This is a genomic window from Paraburkholderia phytofirmans PsJN (genome assembly GCF_000020125.1).
GTDB lineage: Bacteria > Pseudomonadota > Gammaproteobacteria > Burkholderiales > Burkholderiaceae > Paraburkholderia > Paraburkholderia phytofirmans.
In genome coordinates this window covers 551,033-570,845 of sequence record NC_010676.1, presented here as the reverse complement: position 1 = coordinate 570,845, position 19,813 = coordinate 551,033, and the positions used below count along the sequence as shown (strand labels likewise).

At 62.5% G+C, this 19,813-nt stretch carries 18 protein-coding genes; 7 read left to right on the top strand and 11 right to left on the bottom strand.

Features of this window, described 5'->3' with window-relative positions:
- Positions 1–104: 104 nt before the first annotated feature.
- From BPHYT_RS22345 to BPHYT_RS22335, 3 genes are all read right to left on the bottom strand, one after another.
- Positions 105–2,351, bottom strand: coding sequence for a hypothetical protein (locus BPHYT_RS22345; RefSeq protein ID WP_012426389.1), 2,247 nt, complete (start codon positions 2,349–2,351; stop codon positions 105–107).
- 1,692 nt (positions 2,352–4,043) lie between these two features.
- Positions 4,044–4,784 (bottom strand): peptide-methionine (S)-S-oxide reductase MsrA, encoded by a 741-nt coding sequence (gene msrA / locus BPHYT_RS22340; RefSeq protein WP_012426388.1) that lies wholly within the window; start codon positions 4,782–4,784, stop codon positions 4,044–4,046.
- Between the two features lie 49 nt (positions 4,785–4,833).
- Entirely contained in the window at positions 4,834–6,714 is a 1,881-nt protein-coding gene (locus tag BPHYT_RS22335; RefSeq protein WP_041759101.1) for a cytochrome c biogenesis protein DipZ, read from the bottom strand.
- Positions 6,715–6,980: 266 nt separating this feature from the next.
- Between BPHYT_RS22335 and BPHYT_RS22330 the strand changes: the two genes are divergently transcribed.
- Positions 6,981–7,718, top strand: coding sequence for a response regulator transcription factor (locus tag BPHYT_RS22330; RefSeq protein WP_012426386.1), 738 nt, complete (start codon positions 6,981–6,983; stop codon positions 7,716–7,718).
- On the top strand, positions 7,715–9,211 hold the full coding sequence (locus tag BPHYT_RS22325) for a HAMP domain-containing sensor histidine kinase (RefSeq protein ID WP_012426385.1): 1,497 nt from the start codon (positions 7,715–7,717) through the stop codon (positions 9,209–9,211). Before BPHYT_RS22330 ends, BPHYT_RS22325 begins: the two co-directional genes overlap by 4 nt.
- A gap of 102 nt (positions 9,212–9,313) precedes the next feature.
- Here the strand turns inward: BPHYT_RS22325 and BPHYT_RS22320 are convergent, their stop codons facing one another.
- Positions 9,314–10,093 (bottom strand): hypothetical protein, encoded by a 780-nt coding sequence (locus BPHYT_RS22320; RefSeq protein WP_148225139.1) that lies wholly within the window; start codon positions 10,091–10,093, stop codon positions 9,314–9,316.
- 98 nt (positions 10,094–10,191) lie between these two features.
- Positions 10,192–10,389, bottom strand: a complete 198-nt coding sequence (locus tag BPHYT_RS22315) for a hypothetical protein (RefSeq protein WP_012426383.1) — start codon at positions 10,387–10,389, stop codon at positions 10,192–10,194.
- Between the two features lie 185 nt (positions 10,390–10,574).
- Between BPHYT_RS22315 and BPHYT_RS22310 the strand changes: the two genes are divergently transcribed.
- From BPHYT_RS22310 to BPHYT_RS22300, 3 genes are all read left to right on the top strand, one after another.
- The gene (locus BPHYT_RS22310) at positions 10,575–10,895 is read left to right on the top strand and encodes a DUF4148 domain-containing protein (protein WP_012426382.1); all 321 of its coding nucleotides are present in this window, start codon (positions 10,575–10,577) and stop codon (positions 10,893–10,895) included.
- A gap of 377 nt (positions 10,896–11,272) precedes the next feature.
- Entirely contained in the window at positions 11,273–11,467 is a 195-nt protein-coding gene (locus BPHYT_RS22305; protein WP_012426381.1) for a hypothetical protein, read from the top strand.
- A 296-nt stretch (positions 11,468–11,763) separates the two neighbouring features.
- Positions 11,764–12,225 carry a hypothetical protein gene (locus BPHYT_RS22300; protein ID WP_012426380.1) on the top strand — a complete coding sequence of 154 codons (462 nt, stop codon included), beginning with the start codon at positions 11,764–11,766 and terminating at the stop codon, positions 12,223–12,225.
- On the opposite strand, the gene BPHYT_RS22295 is transcribed toward BPHYT_RS22300, so the two are convergent.
- Entirely contained in the window at positions 12,201–13,079 is an 879-nt protein-coding gene (locus BPHYT_RS22295) for a LysR family transcriptional regulator (RefSeq protein WP_012426379.1), read from the bottom strand. The genes BPHYT_RS22300 and BPHYT_RS22295 overlap by 25 nt on opposite strands.
- A 121-nt stretch (positions 13,080–13,200) precedes the next feature.
- Between BPHYT_RS22295 and BPHYT_RS22290 the strand changes: the two genes are divergently transcribed.
- On the top strand, positions 13,201–13,953 hold the full coding sequence (locus BPHYT_RS22290) for a TerC family protein (protein ID WP_012426378.1): 753 nt from the start codon (positions 13,201–13,203) through the stop codon (positions 13,951–13,953).
- Between the two features lie 93 nt (positions 13,954–14,046).
- Positions 14,047–14,367 carry a TFIIB-type zinc ribbon-containing protein gene (locus tag BPHYT_RS22285; protein WP_012426377.1) on the top strand — a complete coding sequence of 107 codons (321 nt, stop codon included), beginning with the start codon at positions 14,047–14,049 and terminating at the stop codon, positions 14,365–14,367.
- Between the two features lie 53 nt (positions 14,368–14,420).
- On the opposite strand, the gene BPHYT_RS22280 is transcribed toward BPHYT_RS22285, so the two are convergent.
- From BPHYT_RS22280 to BPHYT_RS22260, 5 genes are all read right to left on the bottom strand, one after another.
- Complete coding sequence (locus tag BPHYT_RS22280; RefSeq protein WP_012426376.1) at positions 14,421–15,074, bottom strand: DUF2894 domain-containing protein; 654 nt, start codon at positions 15,072–15,074, stop codon at positions 14,421–14,423.
- Complete coding sequence (locus tag BPHYT_RS22275; RefSeq protein ID WP_012426375.1) at positions 15,067–15,714, bottom strand: OmpA family protein; 648 nt, start codon at positions 15,712–15,714, stop codon at positions 15,067–15,069. Before BPHYT_RS22275 ends, BPHYT_RS22280 begins: the two co-directional genes overlap by 8 nt.
- A complete protein-coding gene (locus tag BPHYT_RS22270; protein ID WP_012426374.1) occupies positions 15,711–18,329 on the bottom strand; it encodes a DUF802 domain-containing protein in 2,619 nt (872 codons plus the stop codon). The genes BPHYT_RS22275 and BPHYT_RS22270 overlap by 4 nt, the downstream gene beginning before the upstream one ends.
- A gap of 10 nt (positions 18,330–18,339) precedes the next feature.
- Positions 18,340–19,131 carry a DUF3348 domain-containing protein gene (locus BPHYT_RS22265; protein WP_012426373.1) on the bottom strand — a complete coding sequence of 264 codons (792 nt, stop codon included), beginning with the start codon at positions 19,129–19,131 and terminating at the stop codon, positions 18,340–18,342.
- A gap of 106 nt (positions 19,132–19,237) precedes the next feature.
- Entirely contained in the window at positions 19,238–19,528 is a 291-nt protein-coding gene (locus BPHYT_RS22260) for a Rossmann-fold NAD(P)-binding domain-containing protein (RefSeq protein ID WP_041759100.1), read from the bottom strand.
- Positions 19,529–19,813 lie beyond the last annotated feature (285 nt).

Sequence of the window (19,813 nt, the reverse complement as noted above, 5' to 3'; positions counted from 1 at the left end):
GTACCGTTATCAACGTGACCATGAATGCGTAATCGACGCGCCGCTTTTCATATCGGCGGCGCGTCGATCTTTTTCAGCGGTGGTTGAACCGCCTATCGAGCCAGTTACTGGCCGGTGTAACCGAGCGGAACAGTCGCATTGGCCTTGGCAACCGTAGCGTTGTTCGACACGATGTACTGCGGCACTTCAGTGAGCGTCAGCGCGACCTGACCGTTGGTATACGCCACCGTGCTGACATTGCCGTAGCCGTCGATCTTCGTCACATTGCCCGACGTGCCGGCATTGTCGACCTGAAGCGAATAGCTGGTGGAATAGGTCTGGCTATACGTGCCGTTGCTCGCCGGCCACTGAGCATTGCTGTGCGTCCACGCGGCGGTCACGACCTTGCCGTTGCCCAGTTGCTGGAACCCATACGCAAAGACTCCCGCGGGCGCGCTCTTGATCCGGCCCAGCGTATTCGTGCCGTCGAGAACCCGCGTCATCGTTGCGAAGGCCATCGCTTCAGGCTTCGGCGACAGGTTCGATGCACCGAATGCGCCTTGTGCATCGTTCAGATCGAAGAACGAGCCGTAGCCCACTTCGCCCGGATAGTCCGGACCGTAGAACAGCGTCGTGACCTGAGCACCGCCGCCAAGCACGATGATGTGTGCCCGCACGCCGACTGCAGCATGTGCGAACAACTGGTTCTGCGACGGCACATTCGGACCGTAGTTGAGGCCCGGGTCGTAGCTCACGCCCGCTTCCGTGAAGAAGAGCTTCATGTTCGGCTTGCCGGCCTGCATGACCGAACGCAGTTGCGCCATCTGGTTGTCGAGCGCGTTGGCCTGGTTCGCCGTGCTCGGATCGGAATCCTGCAGCTCAGGCGGATGAGCCGGGTACGTGCCCGCATTCCAGTAGCCGTGCGTGGCCACCGCATCGATGTAATTCCACAGGCCGAGCGCGCCGAACTTCTGCAGATAGCCCGTCGTACAGGTATCGCAATTGGAAGCGAACGGATTGCCGGTGCCCATCACGACCGCATTCGGATCGGTCGAGTGAATGCCTTCGTAAGCAGCTTTGTACATGGCGACGAAATTCGCGTCGCTATCCGCCCAACCGAGGCTCGGTTCCCACGTTACCTGATAGTAGTTCTTCTGCTGATTCGGGTAGTTGGCAGCGCGGATCAGGCTCGTATCGGTGCCGACCTTGCTCATGAAGGTCTGGAACTCAGGCATGTTCGACGGTGCGTAATAGCTGTCGTTGAACTGGCCGGTCTTCGAGTCCCACGCCGGCAGTCCGTCCAGACGCACGATACGCATCTGATCAGGATTGGCCTTGTAGAACGGATCGAGGTCGTTCACGTTCGGCGTGTACGTATTCGGGCCGTTCGGTTCCATGGCCGATACCTGACGATCGTCGATCGTCCACGAGATACCCAGCGCGTGCAAGGCGGCGATATTGCCGTTGAAGCCCTGCATACCGAAGCGGTGCTGATCCTGGTGCGCATACGTCACGGTGCCCAGAACCGAACTGAGGTTCGGCAACACACCGAACGTCGCGATGCCGACCGGACGCGTGCCGCTTCTCGGCAACGTGCCGCCATTCGAACGCAGAGTGGCGGTGAGTGCACCATAGCCGGACCACGTCGACGTACACGGAATCGTGCTGGTTTGTACGCCGGCCTTGACCGCAAAACTGCCTTGCGTCTTGATCGCGCCATTGGAATCCGCGACGGACCAGACGACGGTGTCCGCACTCGGCGCGTTCGTCGTAATCGCCAGTTTGAACGGGGCGTTGTTCTGGAACACGCGCAGGCCGTCGGTGGTCGGCGTGTCGGCGCTGATCACGCCGTTCGCGGTTCCGCCCGCTGTTTGCGTCGGCGTGCTGCACGACATGGTCGCATTGCCCGGCGTGGGGGACGGAGTCGGAGTCGGCGTGGGAGTCGGCGTGGGAGTCGGCGTCGGCGTCGGAGTCGGAGTCGGAGTCGGCGTTGGCGTTGGGGTCGGCGTTGGTGTCGGCGTTGGCGTCGGAGTGGGTGTCGGGGTCGGCGTTGCGGCAACCGCTTTAACCCAACAAGACTTGCCGTACCCGTATGCGGGGTCCGACTGCGAGACTGCGCCGACATAACAGCCGACGCCATTGCTGAACGTACGCGGCGCGGTCAACATCACCGACGGCGATGTGGGCGGAACCGCACCAAACACCACCGAGCCAGTTCCGAGGAATGAGCATTTGCCATTCTCCTGCGCGCACAGCTTGTATTGCTGTCCTGAGACCGTGATGGTGCTTGCCTGAGCCTGCGCGCTTTCCGCGGCAAACGATGCCAACACCGTTGCTGATGCAACGCCCAATAGTTTCAAGTATCTCGTCATTGTCCGTATGTTTCGCTAAAGCAGGTTGTCCCCGAAAATTCAGCAAGATCGATCAGTCGTCCCGCCTTGACGTTATTGAGTCCAGAGAGAGGTGAACCTGAGAACGCGCTGACCGCGTTCATTGCTGATGAAGCCTTGATGTGCCGCTATCCGGTGGTGGACGCGCTGCCTTCCGCTCGCATCCCGACTTTTCACCGACCAGCGGTGTAGGCGAAATGTTTTCCCGGCGTCGGGCGAACATTCTATTTATTACGTCATGCTTACTATTTCATTGCGCCGTGATCGTTCGACAATCGCAAACAATGACTACATCGATATCCTCCACAGCGATCGAGCGCAACACGCACCGATTGCGTGAAAAGATTCAGTCAACGCCGGCATGAAGAATCCTGCCGATCGCAAGACCGGGAAAACGTCACAAGGAGTTAATGCACGCCGCTGACGCGACTCGAACATCTGGCGAGGCTCACACTGACAGGCCAGTGCACCTCAGTTTGATAAACAAATTTCGCACCAATATGCGCGACTTAAAAAATTCAGGATGACGAAAAATTAATCCGAGTTTTTTTCGTTCACCGTTGACAGTCACTCATTGATGTGAACCCGTCGACTCGCCAGTGATCGAGGTCGCCCTCGTTGCGTAAGTCGGGTTCGGAAGCCAAAAAAACAGTTGATTCGCCAATTCGCTTTGCGCGCGGACAGCCGCTATCGCAGTGCAGCAATCGTGGGCGTAACAGTTACAGCCCGTCAGCGCCCGACCGATCTGTCCGGTATTAGTTACAGAAGCTTTTGGCAGACGAATTATAAACGTTTCATCCGCGTAACGTGGGCATTTGAGGGGCGATAAGTGATAATTACAAGAAATTCCGGTAGCATCCTTCCAGAGTCTTTCCAAATTGAATGGAATGGAAAAGCTCTTCCTCACGGTCCGCGAGAAAACGTAATTCTTTGATTTGTCAGTAGATTAGCTGCGTTTTCCCGGACTGGATCATCGCTCGTGCAATTTTTATATTGGTAGTACAAATGTGCACGAGAGCGCCTCTTGCTTATCCGGACGATATCGGACAATTCCAATGCAACGCAAAAAATGGTGTCGCATCCTTTTTACGAGAAAATCAACTTGCTCCAGCGAACAGACAGGCCCTGAAAATTTCAACTCTCGATATCTCGCTCTTACTTCGCATCGCGAATTACATTGTCTTTTCGCAGGGCCCACCGGCTCTTCCAGCTAACGAAACCACCGACTAAATTGCTCTCGTGTACTAATAAAATCGCGGCAGAATATTACCGCAAAGATGAGTATGACGAAGTTGCCCTGACCGAAGACAGGCCATCGTCGCCACGCTGCGCGAACGGCGCCGCTGATGCTCGCCACCACACGGGCGTCGAGACTGCGGCACTGCTCGGCCGTTTGGACCGCCGACCAGCACCCGGCTTTACGCCGGGTTTATAGAGAGATCCTGCCGGACCTGAAGCGGCAAGCCAAACCGCTGATCCTGCTGTCGCACGACGACCGCCACTTCAGCGCAGCCGACCGCTATACCCCGCCGGGAAGACGGCCGCACCATCGAGCAAGTACGACCCGTGCGCGTGTCGACTCACGCGCCGCTACCAGCCAATCCGTCGCGACGCGCCGCGAGCGGTCACGACAGCGGCCACAGTCGCGACGGCAGCGGCGCACCGCCCCACGTCCTATCGCGACGCCGTCGCAAACAACACCGGATCGTTGCGATACAGATCCGGGAACATCCGCTTCAGATCGCTCACTTTCGGCAGATCGTTGATCGCGATGTACGGATAGTCCGGATGCAGCGCGAGGAAGTTCTGGTGATAACTCTCCGCCGGATAAAAGCCCTTGAAGTCTTCGACGCGAGTCACGACTTTCGCCGAGAACACATGAGCGCTATCGAGCTGAGCAATATACGATTGCGCGATGCCGCGCTGCACCGCATTCACCGGAAAAATCGCCGAGCGGTATTGCGTGCCGTGGTCGGGGCCCTGATAGTCCAACTCGGTAGGATTGTGCGCGACCGAAAAGAATATCTGCAGCAAGCGACCATACGTGATCTGCGTCGGATCGTAGGTGATCTGCACCGACTCCGCGTGTCCCGTATCGCCCTCGCTGACGGGTTCGTATTGCGCCGTGGATGCCGCGCCGCCGGTATAACCCGAGGCAACCTGCTTCACGCCGCGCACATGTTCGAACACGCCTTGCACGCCCCAGAAGCAACCGCCGGCGAACACCGCGGTTTCGCTATGCGTCGCAGCGGCTTTTTCGTCCTGTACGGGCGCCGGAATCTTCGTGGCGGCTTCAGCGGAGTGCGCAACGTGCTGCGCGGCCACGACGCCCAGAGCAACGACGACGAGGCCCATGATTCGTGTGACAGAGAAACGCTTGCGCAGCGACGCTGTGCGGGTGGATATCGTACGCATGATCAATCCTTCAGGTCAGTAAGAGTTGAGTCGAGCCGCTTGCATCGGCTCAGCCGAACGTGAAAGCAAATGCCTGCACACCCGGGTCCAGAAACTCGATCGAGAACGTGTGATCCCCGACTTCGCCCGTTTGCCGCACCAGTTGATAGAGACGTTGCCCGGTTACGGTGCCGCTGCCATCGGCGGCGACGTCGGTGCCGTGCGACGCGCCGGGCGCGGCGCCGTCGACGCTCACGCGAAACCGCACAGGCTTGCCATCCTTGCCCGGGCCGAGCACCAGATGCAGGTCGCGTGCATGAAAGCGATACACGATGCGTCCAGAGGATGCCGCGAGCGTTGCGTGCTCCGCGCCAACGTTCCATGAACCGGCAAGACCCCAGTCGTTGACGCCGGGTTGAGACGGCGCTACGTACGTGTGCGTCTTGTCCGCCACTTCCCCGCCCGGCGACGCGAAGTTCTCCGCCCGCTGATAACCGACGTAGGTTTCCGGCGATTGCATATCGGCGTTGTCCGCCGCGGCCTGCACGCCCTGCGCGCCGCCGTTTGCAATTCCGAGCGCGACCTTCGATGCATTCGCGTGGCCCGCTTCGGTCAGCAGTTGCTGGATCACCTTTTCGGACCCCGCATAATCGCCTTCGCCGAAATGGTGATAGCGGATCTGCCCTTTCGCATCGACGAAATAGTGTGCGGGCCAGTACTGGTTATTCAGTGCGCGCCAGATCGCATAGTTGTTGTCGATCGCGACGGGATAGTCGACACCGAGGTCGTGCGTAGCCTTCTTCACGTTGTCGATATTGCGTTCGAAGGCGAACTCCGGCGCATGCACGCCGATCACGACGAGTCCCTGATCCTTGTACTTCTGCGCCCACGCTTTGACATACGGCAGCGAGCGCAGGCAGTTGATGCACGAGTAAGTCCAGAAGTCGACCAGCACGACTTTGCCGCGCAAGTCCTGGGTGGTGAGTGGCGGCGAATTCAGCCATTGAACCGCACCGTCCAACGGGGGCAGCACGCCTTCCACGGGCAGCGGCGCTGCTTCGGCGGCGACGGCGGTGCGCATCATCGCGCCGCCCTGCGCCGCATTGACCGCGGTGGAATCCGCATCGGCGCCTGCCGTCGATTGCGACGCGGCGTTGACGCTCATCATTGCGCCGCCGGATGCATCGGCCGCGTTGCCCGCAACCGGCGCCTTACCCGGCGCCGCGTTCGGCGACAGCTTATCGACGAGTTTCTGTTCGAGTCCACCGGTCGCAACCGTCGAAACGCGGGCAAGCACGCCAGTGTCGAAACCGAGCGCGATCGCCGCCACGCCGCACAACATCAATGCGCCGATTCCGCGGCGAATCCACTCGCCCGCGCCCAGCGAGCGCTTCATCGCCGTGAACACCTTGCCGCCGATCAGCAGCGCCACCGCCAGCGAAGTCGCCGCGCCGGCCGCGTAGGCCACCAGCAGCAACGTCGTACCGACGCTCGCACCGCGCAATGCCGCGCCCGTCAGCACGAGACCGAGTATCGGACCGGCGCACGGCGCCCACAACAGGCCGGTAGCAATGCCGAGCAGAAACGACGAACCCGCGCGGACCTGCTGACCATCGGTCTGCGCGAAATTCGACAGGCGATTGCCGGCGCTAACAAGCGGCCGCATCAGATGATCGGCGAAACGCGGGAACAGCAGGGTCAGCCCGAAGATCGCCAGCAGGGCGATAGCCACCCAGCGGCCGTACTGGTTAGCCTGCGTGACCCAGCCGCCGCCCACCGCGGCAAGCGTCGCGACGAGGGCGAAGGTCAGCGCCATGCCCGCCAGCAAAGGCAAGCCGCTGCGCACGAAAGGCTGGTCGGCGCGCGCGAACACGAACGGCAGCACCGGCAGGATGCACGGGCTGAGAATCGTAAGGGCGCCGCCGAGATAGGCGAGAACGATGAGTAACATGTCAGTTCCGAACGTTCGTATAGGTCGGTTAAAGTGGGCACGCTGACTCGGGCGGCAGCCGGCGTACAGTTCATTCAAAACCTGATACTGCAGAAAGTGCCCACATCCTAGAGCGCCGCCGGTATCGAAGTCCTCACGAAAAGTTAAATTAAATGTGATAACTCGCTGCCCGGAAATTTTGCACAATGGCGCCATGGCCGCTTTTCCTGGCGGCCGCGCCCGGCCCTTCTCCTCAACCACGCCCCCAACCGCGGCTCAAGCCCACCATGGACAATCCGAAGCGCATCCTGATCGTCGAAGACGACATCGACATCGCCAACGTGCTGAGCCTGCATCTGCGCGACGAGCGCTATGAAGTCGTGCACAGCGCCGACGGCAATGAAGGGCTGCGCCTGCTGGAGCAAGGCGGCTGGGACGCGCTGATTCTCGATCTGATGCTGCCCGGCGTCGACGGACTGGAAATCTGCCGGCGCGCCCGCGCGATGACGCGCTATACGCCGATCATCATCACCAGCGCGCGGTCGAGCGAAGTGCACCGGATTCTCGGCCTCGAACTCGGCGCGGACGACTATCTCGCCAAACCGTTCTCCGTGCTCGAACTCGTGGCGCGTGTGAAAGCGCTGTTGCGTCGCGTCGACGCGCTGGCGAAAGACTCGAAAATCGAAGCCGGCAGTCTGCGCATCGCCGGGTTGTCGATCGATCCGCTCACGCGCGAGGCCGCCGTCGACGGCAAGCCGATCGAACTCACACCGCGCGAATTCGACCTGCTCTATTACTTCGCGCAACATCCCGGCAAGGTGTTTTCGCGCATGGACCTGCTCAATGCGGTGTGGGGCTATCAGCACGAAGGCTACGAGCACACCGTCAACACTCATATCAACCGGCTGCGCGCGAAGATCGAGGCCGATCCGGCTCAACCCGAGCGCATCCTGACCGTTTGGGGACGCGGCTACAAGCTCGCCGTCCCCGGCGAGCCAGCCGGCGCACCGAAGGACGTATCGTGAATCTGACGCTGACCCAGCGGCTCTCGCTCGTTTTCTCCGTGCTGCTGCTGGCATGCTGCGGCGCGTCGGCCTTCCTGCAGATCCGTTCGAGCGATCTGCACGAGAAGGAAGTCATACAGAGCCTGTCGCGCAATCTCGCCGACCATATCGCTCATGGCAACTCGCTGATGGATGCCAACGGCTTGCGGCCCGACGCGGTCCGGCAGCTATTCGGCCAACTGATGAGAGTGAATCCGAGCGTCGAGGTGTACCTGCTCGACAATCAAGGGCACATAAAAGGCGACGACGCGCCCGCGGGACACGTCAAGCGCGAACAGGTGAATCTTGCGCCGATCCGGCAATTCATCGCGGGAGACTCGCTGCCGATTCTCGGCGACGATCCGCGCAGCGTCGACGGTAAAAAGGTGTTCAGTGCAGCACCGTTGCAATTGAGCGGACAGCCGCCGTCCGGCTATATCTACGTGGTCCTGCTCGGCGAGGAACACGACGCGCTCGCCGCGCGCGTGGCGGCCAGTTCCGTGCTGCGCACTACCTTGTGGTCGATGGCGCTGGTCGCGCTGCTTGGATTGCTGGCCGGCTTGACCGCATTCGGCCTGATCACGCGGCCGCTGCGGCGCCTGACCGACGCCATGCGCCGCTTCGACGCCGAGGGCGAGCCCGACATCCAGCCGAGCGTGCCGCGTTCGTCGCCGGCCGGACGCCGCGACGAAATCGCCGTGCTCGAAGCAACGTTCGCGCAGATGGCGAACCGCATCGGCGAACAATGGCGCGCGCTGACGCGCCAGGACCAGCAGCGCCGCGAACTGATCGCCAATATTTCGCACGACCTGCGCACGCCGCTGACCTCGCTGCATGGCTACCTTGAAACGCTCTCGCTGAAGTCCGACACGCTCGGCGAAACGGAACGCAAGCGCTATCTGGCGATCGCGCTCGCGCAAAGCGTCAAGGTGGGCAGGCTCGCGCAGGCTTTGTTCGAACTGGCCAGGCTCGAACATGGCAACGTCCAACCCGCGCTCGAACAGTTCTCGCTGGTCGATCTGGTGCAGGATGTCTTTCAGAAATTCGAATTGCCGGCTGAGGCGCGGCATATTCAGTTGCGCGCGACTATTCCGCCACGTTTGCCGAACGTCAGTGCCGATCTCGGCATGATCGAGCGCGTGCTGACGAATCTGCTCGACAACGCGATTCGCCATACGCCCGCGGAAGGATCGATCGAGGTGGACCTCGCGCATAAGGACGGCAAGGTGTCGGTGACAATCAGCGACACGGGCCCCGGCATTCCGCCCGAGCAGCGCGAAGGTCTGTTCGAGCGCCCGTTCAGCTCCGGCGGTGCGCATCGGGGCGGCGGACTGGGGTTGTTGATCGTCCAGCGCATGCTGCAATTGAATCAGAGCCAGATACGTTTGCTCGACACGGCGGGAACGGGCACGACTTTCTGCTTCGAGTTGCCGACGGCCGCGATCAGGTCGAGTGCCGCAAGCATCCTGATGTAACGGACAGCGCCTGACTCCGCCGCGACCTGGCGAACTCAGCGTGCCCAGCGTGCCCAGGCTCAGGCCCGCAAGTCCTTGTAGAACGCGACGAACGGTGGCGGATCAGATGGTCATCGTCGCCTTCCGAAGCCGTCGGCGTTCGCGCCAGTTGCGCAATTGCCCCGCGACGAAGGCGCCGATCAGCAACGCCAGATACAGCATCAGAATGTTGTGGCGCCATGTATCGAGCGAAAGTTGATGGGCGACCAGCTTGGGGTCGGTCTGCAATGGCCCGATGCAGAGTGCGAGGACAGCCTGCTTCATTCGAACGAAACCCGCGGCGGACAGCAAGGGCAACCCAACGAGCAGCCCCAGCAGAAAGGGTTTCGCGCGCCGCGCTCCAGCGCGATGACGCATACGCAGCCACAGTCCCAGACAACCATGCACCCAGCCGGGCGCAAGCAGTGCAAGCTGCAAACCTTGCGTGCCACTAGTAATGAGCGCTATCACGATGCGCTCGTAGTTCGGCTCGAAACCGTACAGCGACGAGGCAAGCCGGGTGGATACCACATGACGGATCAGCAGCAGCGGCAAACTCAGTCCCGCCCAAAGCCGCACCCATTCAGTGAGCGGCATTTTCCAGTGACGCCGCCCGTAGATCGTTCGCAGCGCCAACGAAAAATGCAAGAGCGACGCGCCATAAAGAAGCACTGTTCCCGGCGCGCTGCGCCACACCCGCAACGCCAGTGTCAGACCGCGGCCCGCAAGATCCAGCGACCAGATGCCGAGCGCGTGATTGACCAGATGCAGGAACAGATAGACCAGCAGCACCACGCCGGACACCAGTTGGCAGCGGCGCAGCAGAGTATGAACAGCCGATTCCCTCGCAGCGCGGCCAGCCATACTTAGCGACCGCCGAAAAGGCACCAGTGGCGCGCGCCCGGCGGCTCGCAGCATGTCTGCCGGATACAGCGGCTTCCAGGTCGCAATACGCGTTCGATTCATTTCAGGCCTCGCGTGAAAGGCCGTTGCCGCGGCTTGATAGCCGTTGTGTGATTCACCCGTGTCTGGCGGATAGCGTCGACAAATTTCTCTAGCGCCGACAGCGAACCGCATACGCTGTGGTATTCCTCCCGGCCGATCCGGGCGTCGAGGACAACGGCCATTCCCGATTCACGGGCCATATCGATGATGTTCATTTTGCTCACCCCAATTCGTGTCTTCACGCACTGCAAGACGCCGAATCCGGCGTGATTATTCCCGCGCTTTTTCGACGCGCTGGCGGGAATAAGACGTCCACTCCCCTGGTTTAACTGTTCAGAGCGTGCTGATGCCGGCTCACGTCGAGTTCGAACATTACGCTCGCCTATCGAGGAGTATTGACATGAAACTGACCTCTTTGAACCGTCTCATGGTCCGCGCCGCAGCCGGCGCACTCGTTGCAAGCGCCGCCCTCCTGGCAACGGCAAGCGGCGCCTATGCGCAAACGTCGGCCGCGCCCGGCACGCATCAGCTCACGCGCGCCGATGTGCGCCATGAACTCGAGGAGTTGGAAGCCGCCGGATACGATCCGTCTCGCGGCGACGAAAGCGACTATCCCGCCGACATTCAGGAAGCGGAAAGAAAAGTTGCCGCCATGCACGCAGCCCAGCAGAGCGCGCTAAACAACAACCAGCCAGCCATGCAAGACGCGCCCATGCATTGATGGCGCTCCGGTGTGTGTGAACCTGTGGACAGCGGGTTCTCCTTTTGAGCGTCGGTCTCCTTTGGATCGACGCTCTTTTTTTACCGCGTTCAACGTAACGCGCGGGGGATCCTCACATCAAAATCCGTGGGCTACGATCGTTTGAATAGAAACTCGCCAACGTAAAGCTGTTGTCGTTCAACAGACAGCAGGTTGTTCGACTGTTGGGTTCACCGCATCACTTAAAGCTTCGCCGCAAGCTCTTCAAGCCGCCAACTCCTTTGCTATCAGCCCGTTGACGCTTTTCAAGCACGCCTGGCACATCATGTGCAGTGTGAGTGTGCGAGCACACACAGAAGTGCTCGCACACCCAGGTAATTTTTCTCAAGGAGAACGTCATGAAAGACCTGAAGATCGGCGAACTGCATCGCAACGAAGAAATGACCTCTGCCGACATGGCACGCGTGGTTGGAGGAAAAGATAAAGAACCTGCCGGCAAGCCGACCCATATCGACGCCATTAATGGCGTACTCACGTTCGGCGATGGCTCGAAGTGGTCGATGGACCTCAATGGCAAGCTTCATCCGCTTTAAATCGACAAGGTTCGCCGGGTTCTCCGATGAGGCGCCGCGAAGTCGGGCGCTTCACCGGTGACCGGCCTGTCAACTCAATCCATCACATCTGAGTCGCCATCAAAGTACTCCATTTGCGCCGTACCATCGGCGCGAGCGAAGCATTCAAGCGCGCGCTCCGACGTTCGTCGATCAGGGGCTCAAGCTTCGTTTTTTCCGAACCTTTCCTTCGTAATTAGCAGGTTTATCCTATCCTCAACCTACCGCAGACTGGAGCTCATCTTCACTACGGACATCGTCCACCCAAGGAAAAAATCATGCGAACCTACCCGCGTAACAGCCCGCAAGCCGCAGCACGCATCGTCGCGCTAGCCCTCACTTCGGACGGTCACGTGTGCAGTTCAGAAGAGCGTGTGCTGCAGAAATTGAATATCGCCGGTGAACTCGGTCTCGCGCCCGCGCAATTCGAGCAGATCGTGCAGACGCTGTGCGAAGATCACTCGGTCGCGCAACTGTCGTTCGCGCCGCCGGTGGGCCGTCTCGACCCGGCCATGCTCACGACCTTGATCGACGAGATCGACGATCCTACGTTGCGCCGCAAGGTGATTCGTCTGTGTGTCGCCGTGACGGTCGCGGACGACTATCTGGCGGACGGCGAAATCGCCCTGCTCGCCGCCATGTTGAATGCGTGGGGGCCCGACCTGACGCCGGCCGCCAACCGTCACGGGCTGCCGTCGCGCGTATTGCGCGGTTATCAGCGCGCGCCGGCCACCACCTGAGAAGCGAGCCCGTGATGTTGCCCGCGACGCGAACGGATGGCGTGAATCTCCTCGATCACGCCATCGGCGCGGCCGAGCCAGCGCAGGCCCCGCAGCAGCGACAGATCTTCCGCGCCGAGCTCCGCGAGCGGAAACACGCCGAGGCCGCGCGCGGCAAACACCGCCATCAGCGCGCTGTCCTCGAATTCGCCGACGATGTGCGGCCGGATGCCTTGCGCGTCGAACCAACGGTCGAGCCGCGCACGCAAAGCGGCGTGCCGGGTCGGCAGAAGCACGGGCACCTCGGCGAGGCACTGTGGAAAGCCCGCGCGCGCGGATTTGCGGACGATCCCCGTCGGGCCGTACCAGTCGACCGGCGAACCGGCCAGGCGCTGGCTCAGCACGCGCAGGTCGGCATTGTGCGGCTCCGGCTGGCAAGCGAGCACCAGATCGAGCCGATGAAGCGCGAGTTCCGACATCAGCTCGGCGTGCTCGCCCTCGTGACATAAAAGCCTGAGCGACGGCGTGCCGAGCACCGGCGCCAGCAGCGCATGCGCCGCGAGCTTCGAAATACCGTCGGAAAGACCGACGGCGAGGCGCGCCACACCTTCCCCACCGGCCTCGCGCATATCGTCGAGGAGCGCCTCGCCAAGCTGAAAAATCTGCTCCGCGCGATTGAAGGCCGTCTCGCCTGCTTCGGTCATTGTGACGCCGCGCCCCGCCGGCTTCAGCAATTGCCGCCCAATCGATTTCTCCAGCTCCCGCACCTGCGCGCTGATGGTCTGCACCGCCATATCGAGACGTTCGGCCGCACGCGCGAAGCCGCCCTCCTTCACTACTATCCAGAAGTAATACAGATGCCGGTAGTTGAGCATGGCGTGACACTTCGAAAAAAACGATACATCGCTCAGAATATCACTGATTTATCCGAAGCCAGAAAATGGCGATGATGATCGCTAATCCAACGTCACCCGCATTCACTCGCTTACGGACACCATGGACACTCTGCTCACACTCGTTGCCGACCCCGCCGCATGGGCCGCGCTCCTCACGCTGGTCGTGATGGAGATCGTGCTCGGCATCGACAACCTGATCTTCATCTCGATCCTCAGCAACAAGCTGCCGGAAGCGCAACGCGCGCGCACGCAGCGCATCGGCATCATGCTCGCGCTCGTGATGCGGCTCGGCCTGCTCGGCACCGTCGCGTGGATCGCGCAATTGACCGCGCCCGCCATCACGCTGTTCGCTCACGCGTTTTCGTGGCGCGATCTGATCCTGCTCGGCGGCGGCCTGTTCCTCGTCTGGAAGGCGACGCGCGAGATTCACCACCACGTGACGCATGCCGAAGAAGAACGCAGCAAAGCGGGCAGCACCGTCCAGTTGACCGTGGCGGCCGCGATCGGCCAGATCCTGGTGCTCGATATGGTGTTCTCGGTCGACAGCATCATCACGGCGGTCGGCATGACCGAACACATGCCGATCATGTTCGTCGCGGTAATCAGCGCGGTTCTCGCCATGCTATTCGCCGCACGCCCGCTGTCACGCTTTATCGATCGCAATCCGACCATCGTCACGCTTGCGCTCAGTTTTCTGCTTGTGATCGGTATGACGCTGATTGCGGAAGGTTTCGGTTCACACGTGCCGAAGGCCTACATCTACGTGGCGATGGCGTTCTCCGCGTTCGTGGAAGCGATGAACATGCTGGTGCGCCGCGCGAAATCGAAGCGCGCGCTCAACAGCGGGCAATAAGCGAAAGCGTGTGATGGTTTTTCCCGGATCGGGCAGTCTGCATTCGCCCCGGTCCAGCATTCGATGTCTTTTCTACTCTTGAGGAGCGACGCCATGAAATGCCCGGTTTGCAAGACCACCGACCTGCTGATGACCGAGCGCCGCTCGATCGAAGTCGATTACTGTCCCGACTGCCGGGGCGTGTGGCTCGATCGCGGCGAACTCGACAAGCTGATCGCGCAGGACACGGCGAATTCAGACACGCCGCCCGCTCCGCGCTCAAGTCACGATAGTCACGATAGTCACGATCGCCACGATCGCCATCGGCAGCGGGATCATTCGTACGACAGCCACCGCGGTTACGACGAGCATCGATCGGGTTATCGGACGCAGAAGAAAAAGCGCTCGCTCTTCGACGTGTTCGATTTCGACTGAGCGCCGTCAGCCATGAGGGAAGACGCGCCGGGAACGTTCCGGCGCCTATCGCACTAGCGTGCTTTGCCGCGAGCGCTCTTGCCGGTGCTGCCGGCGCGAGGCGCATCTTTGCCGGCGGGCGCGGCGCCGCCGTTTATCTGCTCCATCCACGACAAGGCATCGACGTAGGACAGAAACTGCTTGAGGTAGCCCGGCGACACCTCGCGCATGAGCGAGAGCGCCCGATGCACGAGGCTGCTCGAATTGAGCGGACCGGCGTTGCCCGGCACCTGTTCCAGCGACTGCCGCATCTGCTTTTCCGCGCGGACCTTCGACCAGACTTCCCTGAAGTAATCGAGCGCGGGCAGTTCGGGATATGAAGCGGCGCGCGGCAAACCGATTGCCGCGGGCACATGATCCTGACTCGCGATGTAGTCGACCAGGCTTTTCAGCGTTGCGTGTGTGGGCTCGTCGGCGGCTTGAGCATTAGTTTGATTTGCCGAAGCGGCCGCGGCGCGCTCAATATACCCGGCGTAAGCGTCCAGCAGACCGGATAGCCTTTCGTCCAGAATCCGCCGCGCTTCGCCGCTGTGACCGGCTGCGCGCCGTTCGAGCGCGTCGATGAAATGGAAGCGAACGGGATCGAGCCGATCGTCGCCGCGCTCGCGCCATGCGTCTAGCGTCGCTCGGGCTCCGCTTGCCGGATCGCTATTGCCGCCGTCACTCACGTGGCTTCACCGCTGCAGTCGATGGCCGAGGCACCGGTGCTATTTCCACGCGCCGGTTTTTGGCGCGTCCCTGCTCGTCGGTATTCGAGCTGACAGGCTGACCGGAGCCGAACGCAGCCGCAAACAGCGACGACGCGGGCACGCCGTCGTCGATCAGCGCGCGCGTCACCGTCAGCGCGCGCTGCGCCGACAATTCCCAGTTGTCGGCGAAACGGCGGTTGCCTTCGCGCAGACGCTGGTCGTCGGTAAAGCCGCTCACCATCAAGATTTCGTCGTTCGCGCCGAGATACGCGGAGAGCGGGCCGGCCAGACTCTTCAGCAGATCACGGCCCTGCGGCTGCAACTGATCCGAGTTCAGCGCGAACAGCACATTGCCGCTGATGCCGATGCGCCCGTTCACGAGCGTCACGCGCCCAGCCGCGAGCGGACCCGCCAGCGCCTGCTCCAGCGTCTTGCGGCGCTGGGTTTCCAGTTGACGCTGCTTGACCTCCTGCTCCAGCTTGCTCGACAACTCCAGTTGCACGCCGATCACGCCCACGAGGATCAGCACGAAAGCGCCCAGCAGCACCGACATCAGGTCGCCGAAAACCGGCCAGATCGGCGCGACCTGCTCCACGCCGCCGTCGATGTCCTCGCTCATGCCGCCTCAACTCCCGCCGACGCGCGCCGGCCGGCAAGCTGCTGCAGGTCTTCGACGATCTGCTTCTGCGACATCACGCTCAGATCGATCACTTCCCGCGCCTGCGCGACGTAATAGGCAAGCTGTTCGTCGCTGCGTGCGAGCGATTTGTCGAGCGCGGTTTCAATACGTTGCAGGTGCGTGACCAGCTTGTCGTTCGACTCGCCGAACACTTGCACGGCGGTGCCGAACGCTTCGCCGAGACTTGCCACTTCGACCGCGCTGCCGGTAACTTGCGCGGCTACCGAGCCGAGCTTGCCGGTTTCGTGTTCGAGCTTGTCGGTGAAGCGCGTGCCCACGCGCTCCAGCAAATCCGCCGACGTGGCGACGAGCGCGTCGACCGCCGTGCGCTGCTCGGTGGATGCGTGATTGACGGCGTCGAGCAGGGTTTCCAGCGTTTCCAGCAAGCGGCTGCGCTCCTGCAGCATCGCGGTATCGCGGACCATGCTGTCGGAGAGTTTCTGACGCAGTTCGGCGACGACTTCGGCTGCGGCCTTCGGCGCTTCCGAAGCGGCTTGCACGAGTTGGCCGATCTCGGCGATCGTCTCGCTGGCGTGCGCCTGTGTCTGGGCGGAGATGTCGCGCGCGGTTTGCGCGAGTGTCTCGCAAATTTCCTGCTGACGGCTCGCGGTTCGTGCGCCCGCTTGCTCCCATTCCGCGCTCAAGGTGTTGGCCATTGCGCCGAGCGCTTCGGTCCAGGCGGCCAGACGCTGCTGATCGCGCGAGGCCAGTTCGGCTTGCAGATTTGCCGCGGCCTTCGGCGCTTCCGCCGCGGCCTGCACGAGCCGGTCGATTTCAGCAATCGTATTGCTCGCGTGCGCTTGCGTTTGGGCGGAAATATCGCGTGCCGTTTGCGCCAGCGCCTCGCAGATTTCCTGCTGACGTGACGCGGTTTGCGCGCCCGACTGCGCCCATTCCTTGCTCAACGTGGCGGCCATCGCAGCGAGCGTGTCGGTCCAGGCCGCCAGACGCTGCTGGTCCCGCGAGGCCAACTCAGCCTGCAGGTTCGCCGCCGCTTTCGGCGCTTCGGCTGCGGCCTCGACGAGCCTGTCGATCTCCGCGATCGTGTTGCTGGCGTGCGCTTGCGTTTGTGCCGAAATATCACGCGCCGTTTGCGCCAGCGTCTCGCAGATTTCCTGCTGACGGCTCGCGGTTTGCGCGCCCGACTGTTCCCACGCCTTGCTCAAGGTCGCCGCCATCGCACCGAGTGTCTCAGTCCAGGCGGCGAGCCGTTGTTCATCTTTCGAAGCCAGCTCGGTCTGCAAGTCCACGTGCGACTGACCTACGCCACGCAGCAGCGACGCCGCGTGCTGCTCGAAAGTCGCCGCGGCCGCTGCAAACGCCTGCTGGTTGTTCGCCGCGAGCTTTTCGCCGGCGCTCTCCTGACGCGCCAGCGCCTCGTTCCAGGCCTGCGCGACGTTGCCCGCCGTGCTTTCCAGCCGCGCGGAAACGCCGTCCAGCAGACCGGCCGAGCGTTGCTCGAAAGTGTCGGTGAAGCGATCCAGCGAGGCGCGCAGATGCTGCGCCAGTTCCTCGCTCGAACGCTGATGCCCAGCCAACGCCTTGTTCCAGATATCCGCGACGGTCGTGGTGGTGGTTTCGAAGCCGCTCGACAGGCCGTCCAGTTGCCGCTGCACGGCGTGCGTGACGGTGTCGTGCAACACCGCCGTCTCGCGCGCGAGGCCGGCCATCGTGGCTTGCATGACCGGTTGCAGCGCCGCGCCGGCGGCCCGCGTGCTGTCGGCCACGCTCTCCTTCAACGACTGCTCGACCGAACTCGCGAGGCGCGTATAAGCGGCCTCGGCCCTGCCGTGAAAAGCCTCCTGGCTGGCGATCTGCCGCTCGTTCAAGGCGAGGCTCTGTTGCTCGATGGCCGACATCATCGTCTGCAGACGGTCGACCAGCGTGGGCATCACCTCGGACTGACGCTGCAGGAGCCTGAAAGCCTCTTCACGCTGATGACTCTGCGAGTAGATGCGCAGGATCGTCGCGATCTTCACGTCGAGCATCTGCGCGGCCTGCAGGCGCTCACGCCGGCACAGCGCGGACAGCAGCCCCAGCATCGCGGAGGTCGCCACGCCCGCAATCGAGGTGCCGAACGCAAAGCCCAAACCCTTGACCGGCGCCGCGAGCGAAGCGCGGATCGCCTGCAGGTCGGTCGCGCTTTCCAGCGCCATGCCGGTGCCGCGCAAGGTCACCACCATGCCGAGCAACGTGCCGAGCATGCCCAGCAGCACCAGCAAGCCGACCAGGTAAGGCGTGAGTGCCGGACCCGGCAAGGCCACCCGCTCGCCCTCGACGCGCAGGCGCGCCGCGTGGCGCAGGCTCGGATGCAAGGGCTCGAGCCATGTGCCGAGGCTCGGCGGCGGCCCGGACAGCCCGGCGACCGCCTGCGTGAGCGTGGCGGTGGCCTGGTTGTAGCGGTGCAATTCGAGCGAACCCGCCAGATAGCACACGCCGATCAATAAGGTGACGGCCAGCGCCAGCGGGTTCGAACCGAGGTAGCCGGCGGCGATCCAGCACACAGCGGCCAGACCTGCCAAAAACACAACGAGATCAATACGATATCTGGACATAGTGTCCCAGTTAGCTGGCGCGAAGGGCGGCGAGCAACCCTTCGACCGGTTGTAAACGAATATCCAGTTCGGCAAGCAACACGCTCTGCATGTCCTTGCGGAACACATTCAGCCATGCGCCGGGTGCGAGCGCCGCTGCGTTGCCCGCGATGTTGCTGCCGGTGTCGTCAGTGGCTTGGTCCGACGCTTCGGCGGCAACCAGCGCCGCCTGCTCGGCCGCGCGCAAGCGCTCGAAGTGTCCGGCCAGCAGCGCGGGTATGGCGGCCAGCAGGTTGCGCTCGCGCTCGCTCAGTGCGCGCTCCATCACCGCGTCCACCACGGCGAGCCGCGCCATGCCGGGTGTTCTGGTGGCCAGCATGCCCCGCAAGCGGCCGCGCAGATTGCCGATCGCCATTTCCATCGACTGCTGGATGGAGAGGTAGCGTTGACGGAAAACCGCGTAATCGGCTGCCGGTTCCGCCGGCGCACTCTGCAACGACGCATGCGCGGACGCGCGTGCGGGCCCACGCCGCCTGTCGGCCGCGAACACGCTATCGCCCGTAATGGTCTTCGCCAGCGAACTGCGCGCGCGGACGTACTCCGATTCTTCGGCGCTGCCGAATTCGCGCGTGCCGGCGGAACCCGCGGGCGGATTGCCGTTCAGTACCGAGGACAGCGCAATGGCGTCGGTCCAGCCGAGCCATTGGCTAAGCCGGTCCGAGAGCGATTGCCTGGATTCGGGAACATCGACATCCGCGAGGCGTGCCAGTAAGCGAATGAGCGCCGGGCCGCTGAGGGCGGTGCGCTGGGGGGCTTGCAACATACCACCGGAGGCAAAAAAGTCGCCAGTTTACACGCTGTCGACGTCTGGACGGCAGCAAGTCGATTCGCGGGCCGTGCGCGACGCGCATTTTACTTGAGCGGCTCGCTTACAAAAGCGACACACCCTCGCGCGCCAGAAGGTTCTCGCGCATCCACTGCTCCATGCTGCAAACCGCGATGCCGCGCCGCCCGTTGAAGGTACGCTCCTTGTCCCACGACACGCCCGCGCCTTGCGCGAACACCACGCGGTACTTTCTGACCGCGCTGCCGGGCTCGCCGGCCAGTTCGCCCTGCAATCGCGGCACGCTCCATTCGACGCGGCGTACCTGCCGCCCGAGCAGCGCATCGACTGCGTCCGCCAGTTGCCGGTAAGTCACCGTGTCGCCGGCGACGAACACGACCTCGTCCGCGATACGCGGTTCGGCGTCACCCGCGTGGAAAGCGAGTTATCCTCCGATGCGGCGACCCCGCGCTGTCGTGTCCGCTTGGACATGCCAAGAGTCATCGGGCGCGCTCAACGAGCACCGTGCGATCAATTACATTTCGAACGCGACCGGCGGGCCGCTCGACTGGCGCTTTCACGGACAAGGCGAAGATCTCACCATGAGCATGCCAAGCCGTTTTGCAGTGAATGAAACAGAGGCCTATCTGCAATGCGGCCTGCTCGCCGCTGCGCGATCGTC